The sequence below is a fragment of the Halobacillus sp. GSS1 genome, assembly GCF_017307035.1.
In the GTDB taxonomy this organism is placed as follows: Bacteria; Bacillota; Bacilli; order Bacillales; family Halobacillaceae; genus Halobacillus; species Halobacillus litoralis.
On record NZ_JAFLHE010000006.1, the window covers coordinates 33,558 to 52,845 of the forward strand.

At 43.8% G+C, this 19,288-nt stretch carries 16 protein-coding genes and 1 riboswitch; of the genes, 12 read left to right on the forward strand and 4 right to left on the reverse strand.

Annotated elements, in window-relative coordinates; genetic code table 11:
• The first annotated feature begins 266 nt into the window (after positions 1-266).
• A riboswitch (FMN riboswitch) is annotated at positions 267-416 on the forward strand.
• 171 nt (positions 417-587) lie between these two features.
• The 9 genes from ribD to J0K78_RS13010 all read left to right on the forward strand — a co-directional run bounded on the left by ribD (position 588) and on the right by J0K78_RS13010 (position 9,698).
• A complete protein-coding gene (gene ribD / locus J0K78_RS12970) occupies positions 588-1,664 on the forward strand; it encodes a bifunctional diaminohydroxyphosphoribosylaminopyrimidine deaminase/5-amino-6-(5-phosphoribosylamino)uracil reductase RibD (protein WP_206947541.1) in 1,077 nt (358 codons plus the stop codon).
• Positions 1,664-2,314 carry a riboflavin synthase gene (gene ribE, locus J0K78_RS12975; protein ID WP_160910817.1) on the forward strand — a complete coding sequence of 217 codons (651 nt, stop codon included), beginning with the start codon at positions 1,664-1,666 and terminating at the stop codon, positions 2,312-2,314. Before ribD ends, ribE begins: the two co-directional genes overlap by 1 nt.
• A gap of 12 nt (positions 2,315-2,326) precedes the next feature.
• Complete coding sequence (locus J0K78_RS12980) at positions 2,327-3,520, forward strand: bifunctional 3,4-dihydroxy-2-butanone-4-phosphate synthase/GTP cyclohydrolase II (protein WP_206947471.1); 1,194 nt, start codon at positions 2,327-2,329, stop codon at positions 3,518-3,520.
• A 16-nt stretch (positions 3,521-3,536) separates the two neighbouring features.
• A complete protein-coding gene (gene ribH, locus J0K78_RS12985) occupies positions 3,537-4,004 on the forward strand; it encodes a 6,7-dimethyl-8-ribityllumazine synthase (protein ID WP_206947472.1) in 468 nt (155 codons plus the stop codon).
• 174 nt (positions 4,005-4,178) lie between these two features.
• The gene (locus J0K78_RS12990) at positions 4,179-5,603 is read left to right on the forward strand and encodes a cryptochrome/photolyase family protein (RefSeq protein WP_206947473.1); all 1,425 of its coding nucleotides are present in this window, start codon (positions 4,179-4,181) and stop codon (positions 5,601-5,603) included.
• 74 nt (positions 5,604-5,677) lie between these two features.
• Positions 5,678-6,919, forward strand: coding sequence for an aminopeptidase (locus J0K78_RS12995; protein ID WP_206947474.1), 1,242 nt, complete (start codon positions 5,678-5,680; stop codon positions 6,917-6,919).
• Positions 6,920-7,090: 171 nt separating this feature from the next.
• Entirely contained in the window at positions 7,091-8,107 is a 1,017-nt protein-coding gene (locus J0K78_RS13000) for an acyltransferase family protein (RefSeq protein ID WP_206947475.1), read from the forward strand.
• Between the two features lie 55 nt (positions 8,108-8,162).
• On the forward strand, positions 8,163-8,975 hold the full coding sequence (locus J0K78_RS13005; RefSeq protein WP_206947476.1) for a GNAT family N-acetyltransferase: 813 nt from the start codon (positions 8,163-8,165) through the stop codon (positions 8,973-8,975).
• A gap of 57 nt (positions 8,976-9,032) precedes the next feature.
• Positions 9,033-9,698, forward strand: a complete 666-nt coding sequence (locus tag J0K78_RS13010) for a type 1 glutamine amidotransferase domain-containing protein (protein WP_206947477.1) — start codon at positions 9,033-9,035, stop codon at positions 9,696-9,698.
• A gap of 656 nt (positions 9,699-10,354) precedes the next feature.
• Here the strand turns inward: J0K78_RS13010 and J0K78_RS13015 are convergent.
• Complete coding sequence (locus J0K78_RS13015) at positions 10,355-11,707, reverse strand: YjiH family protein (RefSeq protein WP_206947478.1); 1,353 nt, start codon at positions 11,705-11,707, stop codon at positions 10,355-10,357.
• 195 nt (positions 11,708-11,902) lie between these two features.
• Between J0K78_RS13015 and J0K78_RS13020 the strand changes: the two genes are divergently transcribed.
• Positions 11,903-12,871, forward strand: a complete 969-nt coding sequence (locus tag J0K78_RS13020; RefSeq protein ID WP_206947479.1) for a YbgA family protein — start codon at positions 11,903-11,905, stop codon at positions 12,869-12,871.
• A gap of 1 nt (position 12,872) precedes the next feature.
• On the opposite strand, the gene J0K78_RS13025 is transcribed toward J0K78_RS13020, so the two are convergent.
• The 3 genes from J0K78_RS13025 to J0K78_RS13035 form a co-directional block, all read right to left on the reverse strand.
• Entirely contained in the window at positions 12,873-13,739 is an 867-nt protein-coding gene (locus J0K78_RS13025) for a fructosamine kinase family protein (RefSeq protein WP_206947480.1), read from the reverse strand.
• 13 nt (positions 13,740-13,752) lie between these two features.
• Positions 13,753-14,652 (reverse strand): GNAT family N-acetyltransferase, encoded by a 900-nt coding sequence (locus J0K78_RS13030; RefSeq protein ID WP_206947481.1) that lies wholly within the window; start codon positions 14,650-14,652, stop codon positions 13,753-13,755.
• Positions 14,653-14,849: 197 nt separating this feature from the next.
• On the reverse strand, positions 14,850-16,967 hold the full coding sequence (locus J0K78_RS13035) for a choice-of-anchor J domain-containing protein (protein ID WP_206947482.1): 2,118 nt from the start codon (positions 16,965-16,967) through the stop codon (positions 14,850-14,852).
• A 224-nt stretch (positions 16,968-17,191) separates the two neighbouring features.
• Between J0K78_RS13035 and J0K78_RS13040 the strand changes: the two genes are divergently transcribed.
• Together J0K78_RS13040 and J0K78_RS13045 are read left to right on the forward strand one after the other, a co-directional pair.
• A complete protein-coding gene (locus J0K78_RS13040; RefSeq protein WP_206947483.1) occupies positions 17,192-18,856 on the forward strand; it encodes an ABC1 kinase family protein in 1,665 nt (554 codons plus the stop codon).
• Positions 18,853-19,161, forward strand: a complete 309-nt coding sequence (locus J0K78_RS13045) for a phasin family protein (protein WP_160910830.1) — start codon at positions 18,853-18,855, stop codon at positions 19,159-19,161. Before J0K78_RS13040 ends, J0K78_RS13045 begins: the two co-directional genes overlap by 4 nt.
• Positions 19,162-19,288: the final 127 nt, after the last annotated feature.

Here is a 19,288-nt window from a genome sequence, read left to right on the forward strand (position 1 = left end):
GTTGCCTATTCCAGATATATGCAACCGATTGCGCATTTTGTGAAAAAATAAAAACTTGATTACTTCCCAAGCTTTTAATGGATTAATATTTTCATAAGTTCTTTCAAGGTTTGTGCAAACGTTTTCTTAATGTAATCTATCTTATCCGATTTTATCTGTTTTTACAATAGGAATTGTAGTGAAAAATGAAAATAGAGGAGTTCATTTGAATTGCACTTTATAAATAAATCCGATATGATTCATATTGTAACGAAAAATTGAATAACGTAAACCTTCGGGGTCGGGTGAAAATCCCAGCCGGCGGTAATGAGCATATGCTCCGAGCCCGCGACGGAGAATCAGTGTTAGGCACGGTTCTCCCTGATTTGGTGAAACTCCAAAGCCGACAGTTAAAGTCTGGATGGGAGAAGGTTGTAGAAACGTAAAGGTACTAAAATCAAAGCAATACGTGTACCCTTTTTTAAGTGTATGCGATTTACGTTCAACGACCCTGGAGAAGTCTGTCTTCTTCAGGGTTTTTTATTTTTTTCGGCAAAGCATGCCGGTTGGAAAAGGTGGTGAAGGTCTTGGATCGGGATGAAAGATATATGAGAATGGCTGTAGATATGGCGCGGGAAACGGTTGGTCAGACAAGTCCGAATCCTTCCGTGGCTGCGATTGTCGTTAAGCATAATCAGATGGTCGGCGTAGGTGTTCACGTCAAGGCAGGAGAACCTCATGCCGAAGTCCATGCACTCCGCATGGCAGGAGAGAAGGCGAGGGATGCAGAAATTTATGTCACACTCGAACCGTGCAGTCACTATGGGCAGACCCCCCCATGTGCAGAAGCCATCTTGGAAGCTGGCATAAAAAGAGTGGTGGTTGCATCGAATGACCCCAATCCTAAAGTATCCGGCAGAGGTATTCGGATGATGAGAGAGCATGGTCTTGAGGTGAAGACAGAGGTGCTGAAAGAAGAGGCAGATGAAATCAATGCTTCCTTTTTTCACTTCATCCAAAAGAAAGAACCTTATGTCCGTTTGAAGACGGCTATGAGTTTGGATGGAAAGATCGCCACATCCACAGGAGAAAGCCAGTGGATTACGGGTGAAGAAGCGCGCCGTGATGGTCACCACTATCGGCATCGCTCTGATGGCATCTTAGTTGGAATCAATACAGTGCTGATGGATAACCCTAAGCTGACAACGCGAATAGAGGGAGAAGGCCGTCATCCAAAAAGGATCGTCCTTGATACCCATCTCAGGATACCGCCTTCCTCTCAGTTGATCCAGGACGACTCAGCGCCAACATGGGTGTTCACAGGGAATCATGTGAAAAAAGAAGCGATGGATACCTTTGAAAACTATGAACATGTCACCATCATCCCACTTCATGGTGAAGAGGTTTCCATAGAAGAAGTCCTGCGGTATTTAGGAGAACGAAAAGTCACTTCTTTGCTTGTTGAAGGAGGAGCGACGATTGCGGATGCCTTCGTACGTGCGGGAAAAGTGGATGAAACCGTGACGTATATGGCACCGAAGTTAATCGGAGGAAAAGAAGCCTTAACACCTGTGGGCGGAAAAGGCATTCAACAATTAAAGAATGTAAGCACCTTTGAAATCGTTTCGACTGAAAAAATAGGGGATGACATGAAAATTGTTTCCGTTAGAAAAGGAGAATCTTAATGTTTACGGGGATCGTTGAAGAAATAGGAACATTAAAATCAGTAAAAAATAAAACCGAAGCACTCGAAGTGAACCTTTCAGCCAAAGAAATTTTAACAGACGTCAAATTAGGCGACAGCATTTCCGTCAATGGCGTGTGTCTGACTGTAACAAACTTTTCGGAGCAGACGGTTTCTTTTGACGTCATGCCTGAAACTTACAGAGCTACGAACATTCATGAACTTCAGCAGGGTGACCCGGTGAACCTGGAAAGGGCGATGGCTGCAGGCGGACGTTTCGGAGGACATTTAGTTTCCGGACATATTGATGGAACGGGTAAAATCGTTTCGAAAAAGCCTGAATCCAATGCCGTTTATTATGAAATTGAACTACCTGATGAACTTATCCAATATTTCGTATATAAAGGGTCCATTGCTGTGGACGGCACTTCTCTGACGGTTTTTGGTGTCGATGACTCCAAAGTGACAATTTCCCTTATTCCTCATACGATGGAGCACACGGTGCTCGGTGCAAAAGGACCTGGTGACAGTGTCAATATTGAGTGCGACATGATCGGAAAATACGTGGCTCATTTTTTGAGCGGACAAAATAAAGAAGAGCCGAAGTCGAGGCTGTCCAAACAGTTTCTTTCTGACAACGGCTTTGCATAAGAGGGTGAAATGATGTTTGATTCAGTTGAAAAAGCCATTGAAGATTTAAAGCAGGGAAAACTTGTCATTGTATGTGATGACGAAGATCGTGAAAATGAAGGAGATTTAATTGGGATTGCTGAGTATGCTTCTTCTGAAATGATCAATTTTATGATCAAACACGGACGCGGACTTGTCTGCGCCCCGATCACGAATGATCTGGCTCAGGATTTAGAACTTGTGCCGATGGTCGATAACAATTCGGATCCCAATCAGACGGCCTTTACTGTAAGTATCGATCACAAAGATACAACGACGGGAATATCTGCGGATGAACGGGCATTGACGATTAAGGAAATGTTGAACCCGGAAACGACAGCAGCGGACTTCCAGAAGCCTGGGCATATTTTTCCTTTAATTGCGAAAGAAGGCGGCGTCCTGCGACGGGCAGGGCATACGGAAGCGTCTGTAGACCTTGCCAAGCTTGCGGGAGCACGACCGGCTGGTGTCATTTGCGAGATCATTAAAGACGATGGAACGATGGCACGTGTGCCTGACCTTAGAAAAATGGCGGATGAGTTTGACCTTCCTATGATCACGATTGCAGATCTTATCCAATACCGTCATAAAAAGGAGAATCACGTCAAACGCGAAGTGGAAGTGAAAATGCCGACAGAATACGGAGATTTCCGTGCGGTCGGTTTTTCCAATGATATTGATTTCAAAGATCATATAGCACTGGTCAAAGGGGAAATCAATCCTGATGAACCGACGCTTGTCCGTGTGCACTCTGAGTGTTTGACAGGAGATGTGTTCGGTTCTTACCGCTGTGACTGTGGTCCGCAGCTGCACAATGCGCTGAGGCAGATTTCGGAGAACGGAAGCGGCGTCCTTCTCTATATGAGACAGGAAGGCCGCGGAATCGGACTCATGAATAAACTTCAAGCATACAAACTTCAAGAAGAAGGTCTGGATACAGTAGAAGCGAATGAGAAGCTTGGGTTCGGACCTGATTTAAGAGATTACGGCGTAGGTGCCCAAATCCTTAAGGATCTCGGCATTACTAAATTGCGACTTCTTACGAACAATCCGAAAAAGATCTCAGGCCTTGGAGGTTTTGGGCTGGAAGTCGTTGATCGCGTTCCCATCCAAATGGAATCGAGAGAAGAAAACGAAAGATACCTAAAAACAAAGCAATCGAAAATGGGACACTTATTTCACTACTAGAAGGGATGAAAGAAACATGGTAAAAACAATAGAAGGTAATCTCGTAGGCACAGGATTGAAAGTGGGAATCGTTGTCGGTCGTTTCAACGATTTCATTACAGGAAAGTTATATGAAGGCGCGGTTGATGCGTTCAAGCGTCATGGTATTGAATTGAATGACGTTGAAGTGGCATATGTACCAGGTGCTTTTGAAATCCCACTGGTGGCAAGCAAAATGGCGAACTCAGGAAAATACGATGCTGTCGTTACACTTGGAGCGGTTATTCGCGGTTCTACTCCTCACTTCGACTATGTATGTAGTGAAGCGGCTAAAGGTGTATCGAACGCCTCTCAACAAAGCGGCATACCGGTCATCTTCGGAGTCATTACGACAGATACTATTGAACAGGCGATTGAGCGCGCCGGTACGAAGGCAGGAAACAAAGGCTGGGAAGCAGCTACGGCAGCCATTGAAATGGCTACCCTGCTTAAAAACTTCGAATAATGATAAAGAGCTGACCAGGGACAGGTCAGCTCTTTTTTTTTGTTAATGGACGATGAAAATTCCTTGATAAAAGGAAAAACTAGTATTAAAAAGTGTCCACATGTGGATAAGTGGCTTTCCGTAGTTTATATCCACAAGTAAAAAGGAAGGGTAAAGGAGGAAGGAGGGGGAAGGATGACAAGGAGAGCTGTATGGTTTAGGCGTGATTTAAGGTTGAACGACCACACCGCTTTAGCTAAAGCGTTAGAAGATACAAAAAACGATGATCAAATCGTACTGTTCTTCCATATCCACCCATCATTAAATGAATCATTTACGCCAAGGCATGATTATTTTTTCCAAACATTAAAGAGTGTCGTAGACAGGGCGGAAGAATTAAAGGCCCCTGTCCATTTCATTCATGGAGAAACGGAAAAAGCGTTTCAGCATCTGATCGAGGAGTTAAATGTGGAGATGGTTTATTTCAACAGAGATGAAGTCGGATTTGGAAAAGAGCGCGATGCTTCGATTATCGAGTACTTAAGCGGTCAAGATGTAGATGTCTATTCCTACATCGACCACCATCTTCATGGGGCTGATGAAGTGCAGAAGAACGACGGTGGATTTTACAAGGTTTTCTCTCCCTATCTTAAGAAGTGGAAGAAGCTTCAGAAGCCGGCCATTCAAAGAGTCGATGTGGATCAGTTATCTTCTGCTGCCCTGGATGAGAGGAAGGCATTTTCTGATGGCCAGCGAGCATATGATGATTTGATCAAGAAAACCGGTGGCACGTATGAAGGCGTCGGAGAAAAAGATGCACTGGAGCGACTGAATCATTTTCTTGATGAGGATATTTACGACTACAATGATCAGCGGGATTTCCCTGCTCTCGATGGGACGAGTCTAATGTCCCGTTTTCTTCGTACAGGAGCGATATCCATCAGAACCATCTACCATAAAATCGAAGAGGATGTCGATTTCAGAAAAAACACCTCTGGAGTCGATACGTACATTTCTGAGCTTGCCTGGCGGGATTTTTATAACATGATTTATCATTTTTACCCGGATGCTAATACAACAGAAATGGTGGAAAAATACCGAGGGATTCCGTGGAACAATGATGAAGACTTACTTGGGAAATGGAAAGAAGGTCAGACAGGGTTTCCACTGATTGATGCAGCGATGCGCCAGCTGAATGAAACAGGGTGGATGCATAACCGCCTGCGCATGGCGGTCGCTTCCTTCTTGACGAAAGACCTGCTTATGGATTGGCGTGAAGGGGAAAGGTACTTTTCTGAACGGCTGGTGGATTATGATCCTGCTTCAAACATAGGGGGATGGCAATGGGCGGCCTCTACAGGCACCGATCCTGTCCCGTACTTCCGTGTCTTTAATCCGACACGGCAGTCCGAGCGGTTTGATCCCCACGGCCGTTTCATAAAAGAATGGCTTCCTGAACTTGAAAATGTGAAAAGGAAGCACATCCATGAACCATCCAAAATGACAGAAGAAGAGCAGAAGGAAGCAGGGTGTATCATCGGGGAAGACTACCCTGAACCGATCGTCGACCATAAAACGATGAGAGAACGGGCGATTGAAATATTCAAAGATAAAACATAACAGCGTTCGTTCTAGGAAACATGGCCGGGATATGAAATAATAGATAGAGAATGAAGAAGTTGGAGGTTTGGATATTGAATAAACATCAGAAACAAATGGAAAAGTATGCAGATCTTGCTTTGAAAAAAGGTGTGAATCTACAAAGAGGTCAGGGCCTGATTATCAATGCGCCAATTGAAGCGGCTGAGCTCGTACGTACGATTTCAGCGAAAGCTTATGGCAGGGGCGCGAAGAATGTTCACTTGGAATGGAATGATGAAGTGCTCAGTTACATGAAGATGAAGAATGCTCCGATGGATGTGCTCGAGAATTTCCCTAAATGGAAAGCAGAAGGCTTGGAAGAGATGGTCAAAGATGGCTATGCGCTTTTATCCATTTACGGACCTAATCCTGATTTATTCAAGGGCATCGATTCAGAAAGGATCGCCAAGGCGAATAAAGCAAGCGGCGAAGCTCTCACCAAATATAGAGACTATATAATGAATGATAAAACCACATGGTCGATTATTGCCTATCCTCAGGAAGCCTGGGCTCAAAAGGTATTTCCGGACGATTCCCCTGAGAAAGCACAGGACAAGTTGTGGGAACAAATTTTCCAAATTACACGAATCGATCAGGAAGACCCGATCAAAGCATGGGAAGAGCATAACGAAAAGCTTCGTCAGGCTCGAGAGTATTTGAATCAAAAGCAATATAAAAAACTTCACTATAAGGCCCCGGGCACTGAGTTGTCGATCGAGCTCGTCCAGAACCACATTTGGCATGGTGGTTCAACGACTTCAGAGAAAGGGACGGAATTCAACCCGAACATTCCTACAGAAGAAGTGTTCACCATGCCTCATAAAACAGGGGTGCAAGGCAAAGTCACAAGTACGAAACCTCTCAATTATGGCGGAAACCTGATCGAGAACTTCACGCTGACGTTCGAAAATGGGAAAGTCGTTGATTATCAAGCAGAATCTGGAGAAGAGACGTTAAAACATCTGCTTGAAAGTGATGATGGAGCCAAACGTCTGGGAGAGGTTGCACTTGTTCCAAACGAATCCCCAATCTCTAAATCAGGGCACATTTTCTATAACACGCTTTATGATGAAAATGCTTCCTGTCACCTGGCTTTAGGAAAAGCCTACCCGACCAATATCCGCGGAGGATCATCTTTTAATAAAGAACAAATGGATTCCCATGGGGTCAATGACAGCTTGATTCATGAAGATTTCATGATGGGTTCCGAGGAGTTGGACATTGATGGTGAAACAAAAGAAGGAGAGTTTGAAGCGATTTTCCGTAAAGGGTCATGGGCCATCGACTTTGAGTGATTCCAGCGAGGCATCCGTAGAGGGTGTCTCTTTTTTTAGACATAACCATTCATAACAGAAGATGACAATTGGTTTACATATGGTTTAAAAATGAATAAAAGTGCCTTAAAAAGTACAGGAATGTGGTAAACATGAGGTAGAGGATTAATCGATAAAGAAGGGTGAGACAACATGAAACGTGATGCCTTTTTTGATAATGCCAAACTCGTTCTTATTTTTCTCGTCGTCTTTGGTCATATCATTCAGCCGTTTACAGACGGATCAAGGCCGATGTACACATTATATACTTGGATTTATACGTTCCACATGCCTGCATTTATTTTTCTTGCCGGGTTCTTTGCGAAAGGGTCTGGAGAAAAAGACTACATCTTACAATTAGCTAAAAAATTGATCCTGCCTTATCTCATTTTCCAGCTTGTTTACACAGGATACTACTTCTTCATTGGAAAAGGAGCGACCTTAAGTGGGATTTTCTACCCTCACTGGTCTCTGTGGTTCTTGTTCAGTTTGTTCTGCTGGCACATCCTGCTTTACTGGTTCAAAAAAATCCCTCCATTCCTTGGGGTGGCAATTGCCGTGCAAATTGGCGTTCTTGTCGGGTATTTCAATGATATTGGGCATCATTTCAGCTTGTCCCGGACATTCGTTTTCTTTCCCTTCTTCCTTGTAGGGTACTGGTTGACGAAAGAGCATGTCCATAAATGGAGAACTCGCCGAGTGAAAGAAGCAAGCCTTGTCGTGATGGCTGTCGTTGCCTCCGTCATCGCCCTATTTCCGGAGTTCAGTTCAGGCTGGCTGCTAGGCTCTAAGTCGTATGAAGTGCTTGGAAGCCCCGAAATGGGCGGCGTGTTCCGATTAGGTGTCTATGTACTGGCTGCTGTCATGACCATCAGTGTCTTTGCGTGGGTCCCGAATACGCAGTACCGTTTGACGTACCTTGGTGGAAGGACGTTATACGTTTACCTGCTGCACGGGTTCTTCATTCAATTCTTCCGTCAGGCCGACTGGTTCAAAGTCGACCACGTATTTGATGTCTTAGGTCTAGCTATCGTAGCCGCTGCCATTGTGTACGTGTTATCGAGCGGAATCATCCGCACCCTTACCCAGCCCTTCATTGAAGGACGCATTCAGCTTTTGAAAAAATGGTGGCACCGGGTAAATCATAAAGATTCTTCTTTTCAGTCCTAAGCAGGGATTCCCTCCTTTGTAGAGAAAGTTATGAAAGGTAGAGGAGGGAATGGTTATGAAAATTTTGCCCATGAAGGATTGTCCGTTCAAGGATGCCCTGACATCTTTAAACGAAGGTTTTCAAGATTATCAAGTCCAGATGCAGTTTGATTTGGATGGTTTGATTCAAATGATGAGTTCAAAACGGCTATCTCCTGCTTTTTCATTTCTCGCTTATGATGGGGAGAAGCCTGTAGGAATCGTTTTAAATGGTATTCAAGAAGTAGACGGAATAAAAACAGCCTATAACGGAGGGACAGCTGTACACCCTTCGTTTCGTAAAAGAGGAGTGGGACGCTTGCTTGTTCACTCCTCTTTGTCTATGTATGAAAAAGAAAAGGCATCTGTAGCTACATTAGAAGCGATCTCAGATAACCACGGCGCGATCGCTTTATACGAACGATATGGATATCAGGTTGTGGATCATTTACATATCATGAAATCCACTCCCGGAGGTTACACGGAAAAAAATATGACCTATTTAGAGTTCATGGATGAAGGCGATGGGAAGGAGCGAATGTCCAACGGGGATTACCCATGGCAGAATCAACCCTTCTCCATAGAGAAGGGAGAGTTTTTCAAAGTCACAGATGGAGAAGCAACCATTGGGCATATGGTCTTCACCCGACATGATAACGAACACCTCACATTATTTCAGGTACAATCTGAAAACAAGGGAAAGGAGTGCCTGAAAACTCTTCGTTCAACATATCCGGATGCAGTCATCACTGCTTTCAACATACCTGAAAAAAGTCCTACTTATAGAGCATTGAAGGAAGAAGGATTCGAAACCCGATTACAGCAGGTTTGGATGAAAAAACTATTGTGATTGAAATGCTATCCTTTGTAAATAATAGGAGGGATATGGACAAGGAGGTTGCTGATCATGGATCAAAAGATATTAATGATTGTGACGAATGCGGACCAATTGAACGGAAAACATGAAACAGGATTGTGGCTTCAGGAATTTGTCGAGCCTGCAACAGAATTTCAGGAAGCGGGTTATGAAGTCGTAGCGGCGAGTCCCAAAGGTGGGCGCCCACCTATCGACCCGAACAGCTATAGCAATAGACTGCCAAAAGTTTGGGACGGCGTCATGGAACCCATCGATAAAACGGTTCCTCTAGCCGAAGTAGACCCAACAGAATTCTCAGGTATCTTTCTTTGCGGAGGACATGGTACGATGGTCGACTTCCCGGAAAATGATGAGCTTGAAGAATTACTCCGGCACTTCCTGACAGAAGGTAAAGTCATCGGGGCTGTATGTCATGGGCCTGCAGGATTTGTAGGAGTGGAGGATCATAATGGACAGCCGCTCGTAGAAGGTAAAACGATCACCGGCTTTACGAATGAGGAAGAAAAAGAGACTGGTCTCGATTCCGTTGTTTCTTTTATGCTGGAGGACCGCTTAAAGGAAGCGGGGGCAGAGTTTGACTCTGGCGATGCCTTCTCGGATCACGTCGTCAGTGATGATCCCTTCGTCACCGGACAAAATCCACAGTCAAGCCTCTCAACAGCACAAAAAATGCTAGAACTCCTAAAAAACCGCTAAGCCCCCAATAGCTTAGCGGTTTTTTTATATAAGCTCCCTTTAGTTGAAGCCCCAGTTTCGAGACGATTGGGTGGTTCTAGGGCTACGGGAAAAGGTTCGCTTTCCATGGGGCGGGCGGTGAGCCTCCTCAGGCTTTGCCTTCCGGGGTCTCACCTGTCCCACACGTCCCATAGGAGTCTCACCGTTTCCCTCCGCCCCTTTACCTTATAAGTGTCTCGAAACTACTTCTAAAAGGGGCTGCTTGAATTCCATTAGTAAGGTTTTAATTCTTCTCCTCCAAGCGGGCATATGGTTCGTTGTATCAAGCATTTGCGTATTCTGAGCGTCAACGGGGTAGAGTTTATATCATTCACTCCCATAACCATACGAGATAATTTTTTAAGTAGTGGTTTCGAGAACCTTCCATGGTAAAGGGGCGGAGGGGAATGGCGAGACTCCTGCGGGAAAAGAGTGCTAGGTGAGACCCCGGAAGGCGTCAGCCTGAGGAGGCTCATCGCGCTCCCGCGGAAAGCGAGTCATTCCCCGCAGCCTCCATCCACTCAACAAACACCTCGAAACTGAGTCTTCAACAATCCTGTCATTTACTTCAATAAGGAGTAGGATTTAAGTAGTGGGAGACAAAAAAGCACTTCCTCGTTGGAGGAAGTGCTTTGGCTTTAGAATAATAGATGAGCAATAAGAGTGATGATTGGCAGCGTAATGATAGTCCTTAGAAGGAAAATAATAAATAGGTCTTTGATGTTGACTGGAACTTTAGAGCCAAGCAATAGACCACCAACTTCAGACATATAGATCAGCTGCGTTACAGATAGAGATGCGATGATAAATCGGGTCATTTCACTTTCGATAGAGGATCCGATAATCGCAGGAAGGAACATGTCCGCGAAACCAACAAGGATGGTTTCAGACGCTTCCTGTGCATAAGGAACCTGCATCAGCTCAAGAAGTGGAATGAACGGCATGCCAATCCATGTGAAAAATGGAGTAAATTCAGCAATTACGAGTGCAATAGTACCAAGCGCCATAACGATCGGAGCTACACCCATCCACATGTCCAGAATGTTTTGCGTACCCTGCTTCAGAAAATTGCCGATTCCGCTTGCTTTGCTGCCTCGTTCTACGGCTTTTGTATAGCCGTAGGTAATCAAGTTGTGATTTTCCGGAACTTCTTCTTTTTGATCGCTAGGCTCTTCTGTTACATACGTATCTGGTTTCCTAGAAAGAGGTGGAATTCTTGGCATGATCAAAGCAGCGATGAAACCTGCAATAGCTACAGTTAAGTAAAACTGGCCGAACATATCGCCAAGACCGACCTCTTGAATGACTACAAGGCTGAAGGTGATGGATACGACAGAGAAGGTTGTCCCGATGACAGCCGCTTCACGCTTCGTATAATAACCTTCTTCGTATTGTTTACTCGTGAGAAGGACACCGATGGTCCCATCTCCTAACCAGGAGGCTAAGGAATCAATAGAAGAACGTCCAGGCAAACGGAAGAGTGGACGCATGATTTTTGTTAAGACCACCCCGAACAGTTCAAGCAGTCCGTAGTTCAAAAGCAGTGGTAAAAACAGTCCTGCAAATAGAAAAACGGCGAAAAGAACATGCAGAAGGGAATCAAGAAGCAAACCGCCTGTATTTTCACTTGTGATCGCTTCAGGTCCAATTTGAAAGTATACCATGATGGCGAAAATCATACCTAAAAGGCGAGTAACCACCCATACCCGTGGAACATTAAATAAAGACTGGAAAAATGGTGATCCATTGAGGGCTTCTTTGCCTGCTGCCTTAGCTATAACCGTTCCTATAGCTGTAATGGTGATAATGATCGTCATGATCAAGGATAAATAGTCGGCAAGCCACGTTTCCACCCAACCGGCAAGAATCGCAATTGGAATGGTGACGGCACCGTCATCCCCGAAGATCGGAAACATGAATAGGAAAATTCCGATCAAGGATGGAATTATGAACTTTAAGTGTGATGATGCATTGAAGTCTTTCGCTCTCATCCAAAATCTCTCCTGACTTGTCTGATTTTTTTATTTATAAATGCTTGAGAATAATTATGCAACACTATTTATTCTATTACGTTTTCCGTAAAAAACCAATAGGAAATTTGTAGATGATATGCGGTTTGTGTTTATGGAAGTAGAAATTGAGGAACGTTTGCTAGTACTTGTAATTGTCAGAAAGGGGATAAGAAATTGCGGCATTTTCCTACACCAAAAGTCGTGGTCAGCCGTTGTTTAGAATTTGCAGAAGTCCGCTATAATGGAGCTGTAATTCCAGATAAGGCCGTTCAGCGTATGCAGGCTCATGTGGATTTCATCCCCGTATGTCCAGAGGTTGAAATCGGACTCGGCGTACCACGTGAAGTTATTCGTATTATTGATGGCGAAGAAGAACAGCTCGTCCAGCCGAAAACTGGAGAAAATCTAACGGATACAATGAAAGAGTTCTCGGAAGGTTTTCTGGATCATTTGACTGACGTGGACGGTTTTTTATTGAAAAACCGATCACCAACGTGCGGCATGCATGATGTGAAAGTTTATCACAGTGAAGGAAACTCTCAAGTTGTCGGAAAAACATCAGGCTTTTTTGCCAAGGAAATCCTTCATCGTCATGGAGGGCTTGCTATTGAAGAAGAGGGGAGACTTAAGAACTATACACTGAGACACCATTTTTTAACGAAATTGTTTACGCTCGCTGACTTTCGTGAGGTGAAGAAGTTTAATGGAATGAAAGGGTTGCAGCAATTCCATGCACGTAACAAATATCTCTTCATGGCTTATCACCCTGGAACGCTCAAGAAAATGGGGCAAACGGTTGCGAATCATGATCACCTTGATTTTGAACAGGTCATAGAAAGCTATGAACCTTTGCTTCATGAACTTATGGAGAAGCCGGCAAAACCGAGTGCCCACGTGAACGTATGTCAGCATATTGCAGGATACTTCAAAAAGGATTTGTCTAAAGAAGAGAAAGAAAGCTTTCAAAGCCTTCTGGAACAATATAAAGAAGAGAAAGTACCCTTGAGTGCTGTGTTGAGTGTATTAAATTGCTGGATCGCCCGTTTCCAAAGTGAATACCTGAAGCAACAGACCTATTTTGAACCCTATCCGCTGGAGCTTGTTGAAATATCGGATTCAGGAAAGGGAAGGGCCTATTCCTGAATCACCCGACATAATGTTTCAAAATCCGGTCGACCTGTGATCCATACATTTCCCCGAAGATATTCAGATGGACGAGCAGATAAAAGAGCTGGTAGATGGGTTTTGTATCCTGATAGTTCTCGGGTAGCTCGAAATGTGTGTTGTACTGATTTAAAAAGTTTGGCGGGAATCCTCCAAACAGCTCTGTGAAAGCAAGTTCAAATGCATGGTCTCCGTATAGGATGGACGGATCAATTAAAACAGGTTCGCCCTCACTTGTGGCCATCCAATTTCCACCCCATAAATCACCGTGCAGGAGAGAGGCTTTTGGTCTTTGGGGAATAAATTCATCGACGCTTTCCATCAGTTTTTTCAAGCGTTCTTCGCGAAGACCTGAGATTGAACCTTTTGTCACTCCTATTTCCAATTGTCCACCTAAACGATAACGGCGGTAATAGTCTGTCCAGGCTGCACACCACTCATTGGTTTGATTCAGCTCACCAACAAAGGTCGGCTTTCCGTATCCGTACTTTTCTGATGTATGCTGATGCATGTGAGCTAAGCACTTTCCGAGGGAATGGGAAGAATCTGAACGCCCTTTTTCAATCCATTCCATCACAAGCGCAGCTTTTTCATCACCATCAGGGATGTCGTAATGATAGACAGCAGGCACTCGTACAGCTTCTGTTTCCTTTATAAGGCGTAAACCCTCTGCCTCTGCTTGGAAAAAATGACTCGCAACTTTTTCGTTGATTTTAATAAAATAAGGTCGTCGGTCCGTTTCTACATAAAACGACTGATTGATGTCTCCTCCGCTTACAGGTTGGATGGAGTGTACGGTTGAAGTGTCGTTGACTTTTTCTAATGTCTCCCGAATAAAACGTTCCATGGAATCCCTCCTTTTAATGAATGGTAGTGGAAAGAGGTGGCTCTGGTTTCATTTCTTTTTGATACGCATAAATGGTATGGATTTCTTTGAACCCGAATTGTTTATATAAGGCTTCTGCCTGCTGATTCTCTGTTCTGACCGAGATTGTGACCACATCCAGTTCAAGAGCAAAGAAGGCATACTGTAACGCATGATGAATAAGCTCTGAGCCAACACCGCTGCTTCGGTGATCAGCAGCTACATTTACAAAGCAGATTTCTCCTTCATGTCCGGAGGTAATCGTTTCGAAATAAATGTACCCGATTAACTCTCCGTTTTGCTGGTAACCCCAAAGGTAATTGCCCTCATCCCCGGATAAATGCAGCATTTCCTTTGTCGTGTAGTAAGCAGCCGAGGGGTGAATGTCATCCAAGGTCTCGTAGTCTTCCTGACTAAGCCCGACGATGGAGGTGTTTTTTGTCTCACTCATTTCATAGGAAGATTTAAAAGCGGCTAACGTACGTTCCATATTGTACATCTGAAACTGATGCCTTTCTGCAAAGGAAACGAGTGCTTGATTGGCAGCAAAACAGGCTACCTTTACAACATCAAAGTGCAGCTGTGCCGTTAGAGAAGCTTTGTCCCATAAACGTTCAATGACCTCCTCCTGATCCTTAATAGCGAAAGGTCCCAGAAGCCGGCATAGTTTCTGCTCAAAAAAAGGAAGGATGCCGAGGAATCCGATGATCTCTTCTCCTTCCCAGGCGACATAGGCGAGAGGTTCTTTGAACTGGGTTAACGTCCAAATCTGTTCAAATATTTCATTTTGTTCTGAAGCCATCCAAGCAACGTAATGGTGATCTTGTTCGTTCATTTTGAACAACCATGCGGCAACGGTATGTAACTCTTTGACTTCCAATTCACGAATATGCATCAGCAACACTCCTTTGTATAGTAAATTTTCACACAGTTGGTATAGCAGGCGCAACTGTTAGGGAGAGGTGAGGGTAAATCGATGAATTAGGGGAGGGGGGTCTCTCGAGTTATCCCATCCATTCAGTTGGAAATCGGTTAAACTCCACCTGATTACATCATTAAAGAACCCCCCAATCATCTGATTGGGGGGGAATCTTATTTATTCTTTTCAGGTCCTTTTTCTTTGTAATCCACTTCATATTCGAATTCAACAGGGTTCAAGCTATCCTGTGGAGCCGCATAGTAAGTCGTCATGTAGGTCTTACCAGGGCGGAATACTTGTTGAAGCTCCAATGCCTCTTCTTCCGTCACATTGAATGGGTCGACTTCCACGACTTGATACTTCCCGTTGTTTTTCTCTTTAATGAACGTAACGCCATAGTCTACATAATTTCCGAGAAGTTCTGCTTTAGACATGAATGGCTCTTTTGTCGTGCCATCATAACTTATTCCTACTTCTGGAATTTCGATGTTATCAATGAACCATCCTGTGTCATTGTATCCCCAGTCCGTCAAGTAACGGAAGGAGATGTGGACTTCCTGTCCTGCATACTCGGAAAGATCGAAGCTTTCAGACTGGTAATCCTCAAAATGTCCTGTGAACCCAGGAACATTTTCTTTGATCTTCGGATACCCTTCTTCCACGACATCTGAACGCGTGTTTTCATTTTCGAGGGACGTCCATGTTTGTCCATTGTCTGTGGAAACTTGAACGACACCATAATCCCAGCTCTCTTCAATGTCTACATAATGGTCGAAGTTCAATGTCGCATCTTCAACATCTGTTAAATCCGCTTTAAAGATCAAATTGTTGTCTAATTCATCTCCTGTGCCTGCAGAAAGCACTTCATTATCGCTTCCTAAAGGATCAGTAACAGATTCCCACGTGTTATCTTCAAAATCTACGCCATTAAACTTGAAGGACTCTACGTTTTGTCCAGGCTCAAAGTTGAACTCTTTAAAGTCAGTACCCCAGGCAGGGACGCCTTCTTTTTCATAGTCTTCTGCTTTTTCAAAGTTGACCGTTTTCCCGCGTGTTTCGCCATCTCCAACAGGAAGCTCGCGTAGATCGATGTTTTCAAAACCATATTTTCCGCCTTTGAACTTCGGATCATCAACAACTAAGGCTGTAGAGAAGTCTTGGTAAACTTCATTGAATGTTACGTTCAAACCAAAGTCTTTATAGGCGCTTTCGAAACTTTCAATACTGTTCAGTTCATCTTTTGCAACGTGGCGGATGAACTCTTGGCCAAATCTCTCGTAGTTATACAGGGTGAAGAGTTGAACCAGGCCATAGTCAGCAATGGTTTCAGGACCGGTTTCAGCGTCTACATGCTCGTCCCAGTTTGTTAACGAGTTTTCCGGGTGATCAAGCAGGAAGTTGATAGATCCTGAATCCATTCCGTATCCACCTAAGTATTCAGAGAAAGTGGACATTCCTTCGTTCAACCATGAAGTCTCATCCCCGTCATTATCCGCATGAATGAGGTGCTGTAACTCGTGAATTGTCGTTCCAAAGAACGTGCTTTCCAGACGTTTGTCCCAGTCTCTTGAATCGATCGTGATGATGTTACGATCCATATAGTTTTCTAGTGTCTGCCAGAAGAATCCAGCAACAAAGAAAGGATAGGTCGGGTCTTCATAATTGTCATCCTGAACGTTATCGACAAGGATGATGACTTTGTCGCCGTCCCCTTGATAGTAACCCTCCGGAACAATTCCTAAGTCCTCAAGTTGAGCATTTGTTCCGTCCAATGTATCAGGGGAACCAAAGAAATCAGTTGCTACTGGATACATGTTTTTATCGAATTCATTGGCCATCTTGTCCGCTTGCTCTTGTGTGACCACATGAGCTGGACGATCGTCTCCTTCAGGGAAGGAAAGGTCATTGGCTACCCATACTTCTGCATGATCTCCCACACTTTGAAGAGTAAACTCTTTAAAAGCTAAATCCCGAGTGAGGAATTGTTTCGTTTCACCTGCGGCAGAAGTACTTGAAGCTTCAGCATTTGATTCAGATTCGTTTCCTTCTTCCCCATTAAAGTTTACTTTGGATGCATTATCCTTGATCGTCTGTTTCGCTTCTCGCTGGAAGCTTTCGCTTTCGTCCAAGCGCTGCAATTGACCATCGATATCTATTTTTTCGCTATACCGTTCGACATTCCAATTTTCCTGTACTTTGCTTGCACTTACTTCTGTTACTGCAGCTGGAGAGAGCAATGACAGGGTCAAAGCACCTGCTGACAGTAAAGCTGTTAGTTTCTTATTCTTCAAAATAAGATCCCCCTAATGAAAAATTTGTAAAAATATCTATATTTTATTATGAAGAATATTCTAAAAAATTAGAATAGTTATTTTGTATTGAATTTCGTAACACGAAACAAATTCAATGAATAAAAAGTTTTAGGTATATAATCCTTATTGGTGTGAGAATTTTCATGATTGACGAGAATAAGAGAAGGGAAGAATGAAGAACAGAAGTATGGAGGGGGAGGAAAATGGGAAAACGGTTGAAATACATATCCATCTATAGAATATCCATCATCGTCTGGATGGCGTTGAAATTTCTTATACAAATCTTCTGGTTTGAAAAAAGACACCGGATCTGGGATCAGGATACAAAACGGAAATGGGAGGAAATGCTGGCAAAGCAAGCAGAAGAATACCGCAGGAAGGCCGTGCTATTAGGTGGTCTGCTCATTAAATTCGGCCAGTTCTTAAGCTCCAGAGGAGATTTATTACCCCAATCTTTCATTAAAGAATTAGAGGGGCTCGTTGACAGAGTCGAACCGGTTCCATTTAAGTATTCGAAACAGACCATGGAAGAAGATTGGAATGCACCTCTCGATGCATACCTTTCAAACATCAAGGAAGATTCCATTGCGTCAGCGTCAATCGGCGAGGTTTATAAAGCTCATTTGAAAGACGGTACCCCCGTTGCGGTTAAGGTCCAACGATACCGGGTTCGCGACACGTTCCGGATGGACTTCAAAGCATTGAAAATCGTCTTCTGGATGCTCAATAAATTTACTGTTTACGGGAAGAAAGCGGATCTGCCTGCTTTATACCGGGAAGTCGTCCGAGTAATCAGCAACGAATTGGATTTCACTATGGAACTTGACAACGGCAATCATTTCAAAAAGAGATTTGCAGATTTTGAAGATGTCTACATCCCTGATTATTATTCCGATCTATCAACAAAGCGTGTGCTTGTCATGGAATGGATTGAAGGAACAAAAATTACGGACTTATCTTTTATTAAGAAAAATAACATTGACCGCGAAAAGATTGCTCGGACGCTGTTCGATTTGTGTGTGGAACAGTTTCTGTATGCGGGAATGTTTCACTCCGACCCTCACCCTGGAAACTTGATGTTAAAAGAAGATGGTACAGTGGTTGTCATTGACTTCGGGATGGTCGGGGAAATTAAGAACGAAGATGCGAATTCGATTCGTAAAATGATTCAAGGATTCATATTAGATGACTATGACAGAGTCATTGAATCACTGCAGGAAATGGACTTCCTGCTTCCTGATGCAGACACAGAAAAAGTGAAGAAACTCTTGAAGCAGACGACCGACATGTACCTGGATGGGAACTTTGACAAGTTGGATGCGCATATGATGAATGATATGCTGGGCGATTTGCAAGAGTTCGTGAAAGAACAGCCGATTCAGCTTCCTGCTGATTATGCCTTTTTAGGGCGTGCGACTTCAATCATCGTTGGAGTTCTAACAAGTGTGTATCCTCAAATCGATTTAATTAAGTGGGGCAGACCCGTAATTAAGGAATGGATGTCAGGGGAAGCTTCCAGTTTTTCTTTATACAAAGAAATCGCGAAAGAGACGGCCAGACCGCTTCTATCCCTGCCCCGAGCTCTGGTGGAATATCTCGAGGACGGAGATAAAGAAAGGGAATGGAAGAGTTATCATCAAAAAAACCATTTATTTCATCAATATTATTTATTTTATACTTTCCTTTCGCTCGTAATCGCAGGAATCGGTGCTGTTTCTTTATATTACACACTGATTGTTCCTGTCCTCCCGACGATATGGATCGGGAGTATCGTATCAGGAGTAGGTGTACTTGGGTTTCTCGTAAGTTCGTTCAATCATTTGAGGATGTTGAAGCGCATCCATCACAATAGGAGGAATGAAGGATGAGTGATTTATTGAAGAAAGGGTTTCATCTTGGTTTAGGTGCTGCCATCAGTGGCAAGGAACGTTTTGAAAAGATGGTCAATGAAATGGTGAAGCGCGGAGAAATCAGCCCTTCACAAGCGAAAACAATGGTCAATAATTGGATGAACCAGTGGATTGCAAAAGGGCAGAGCAAAGATAAAGAATGGAATGAACAGGCGAAAGCCAGGTTTCAGGACCAGATGAAGGAACTGGGTTTTGTCTCAAAAGAGGAGTATGAAAAACTGGAAGCCCGAATAGAAAGACTTGAAAATCTTCATGGAAGATAACCAAAAGCCTCCGTTTCTGAATTCATCAGAAGCGGAGGCTTTTTGGTTATGTATATACGTATGATAGCAGTGTTGTAGCGCAGTTGTAACTCATTTTTATAGAAGAAAAGATTCTGGGGAGTGACTC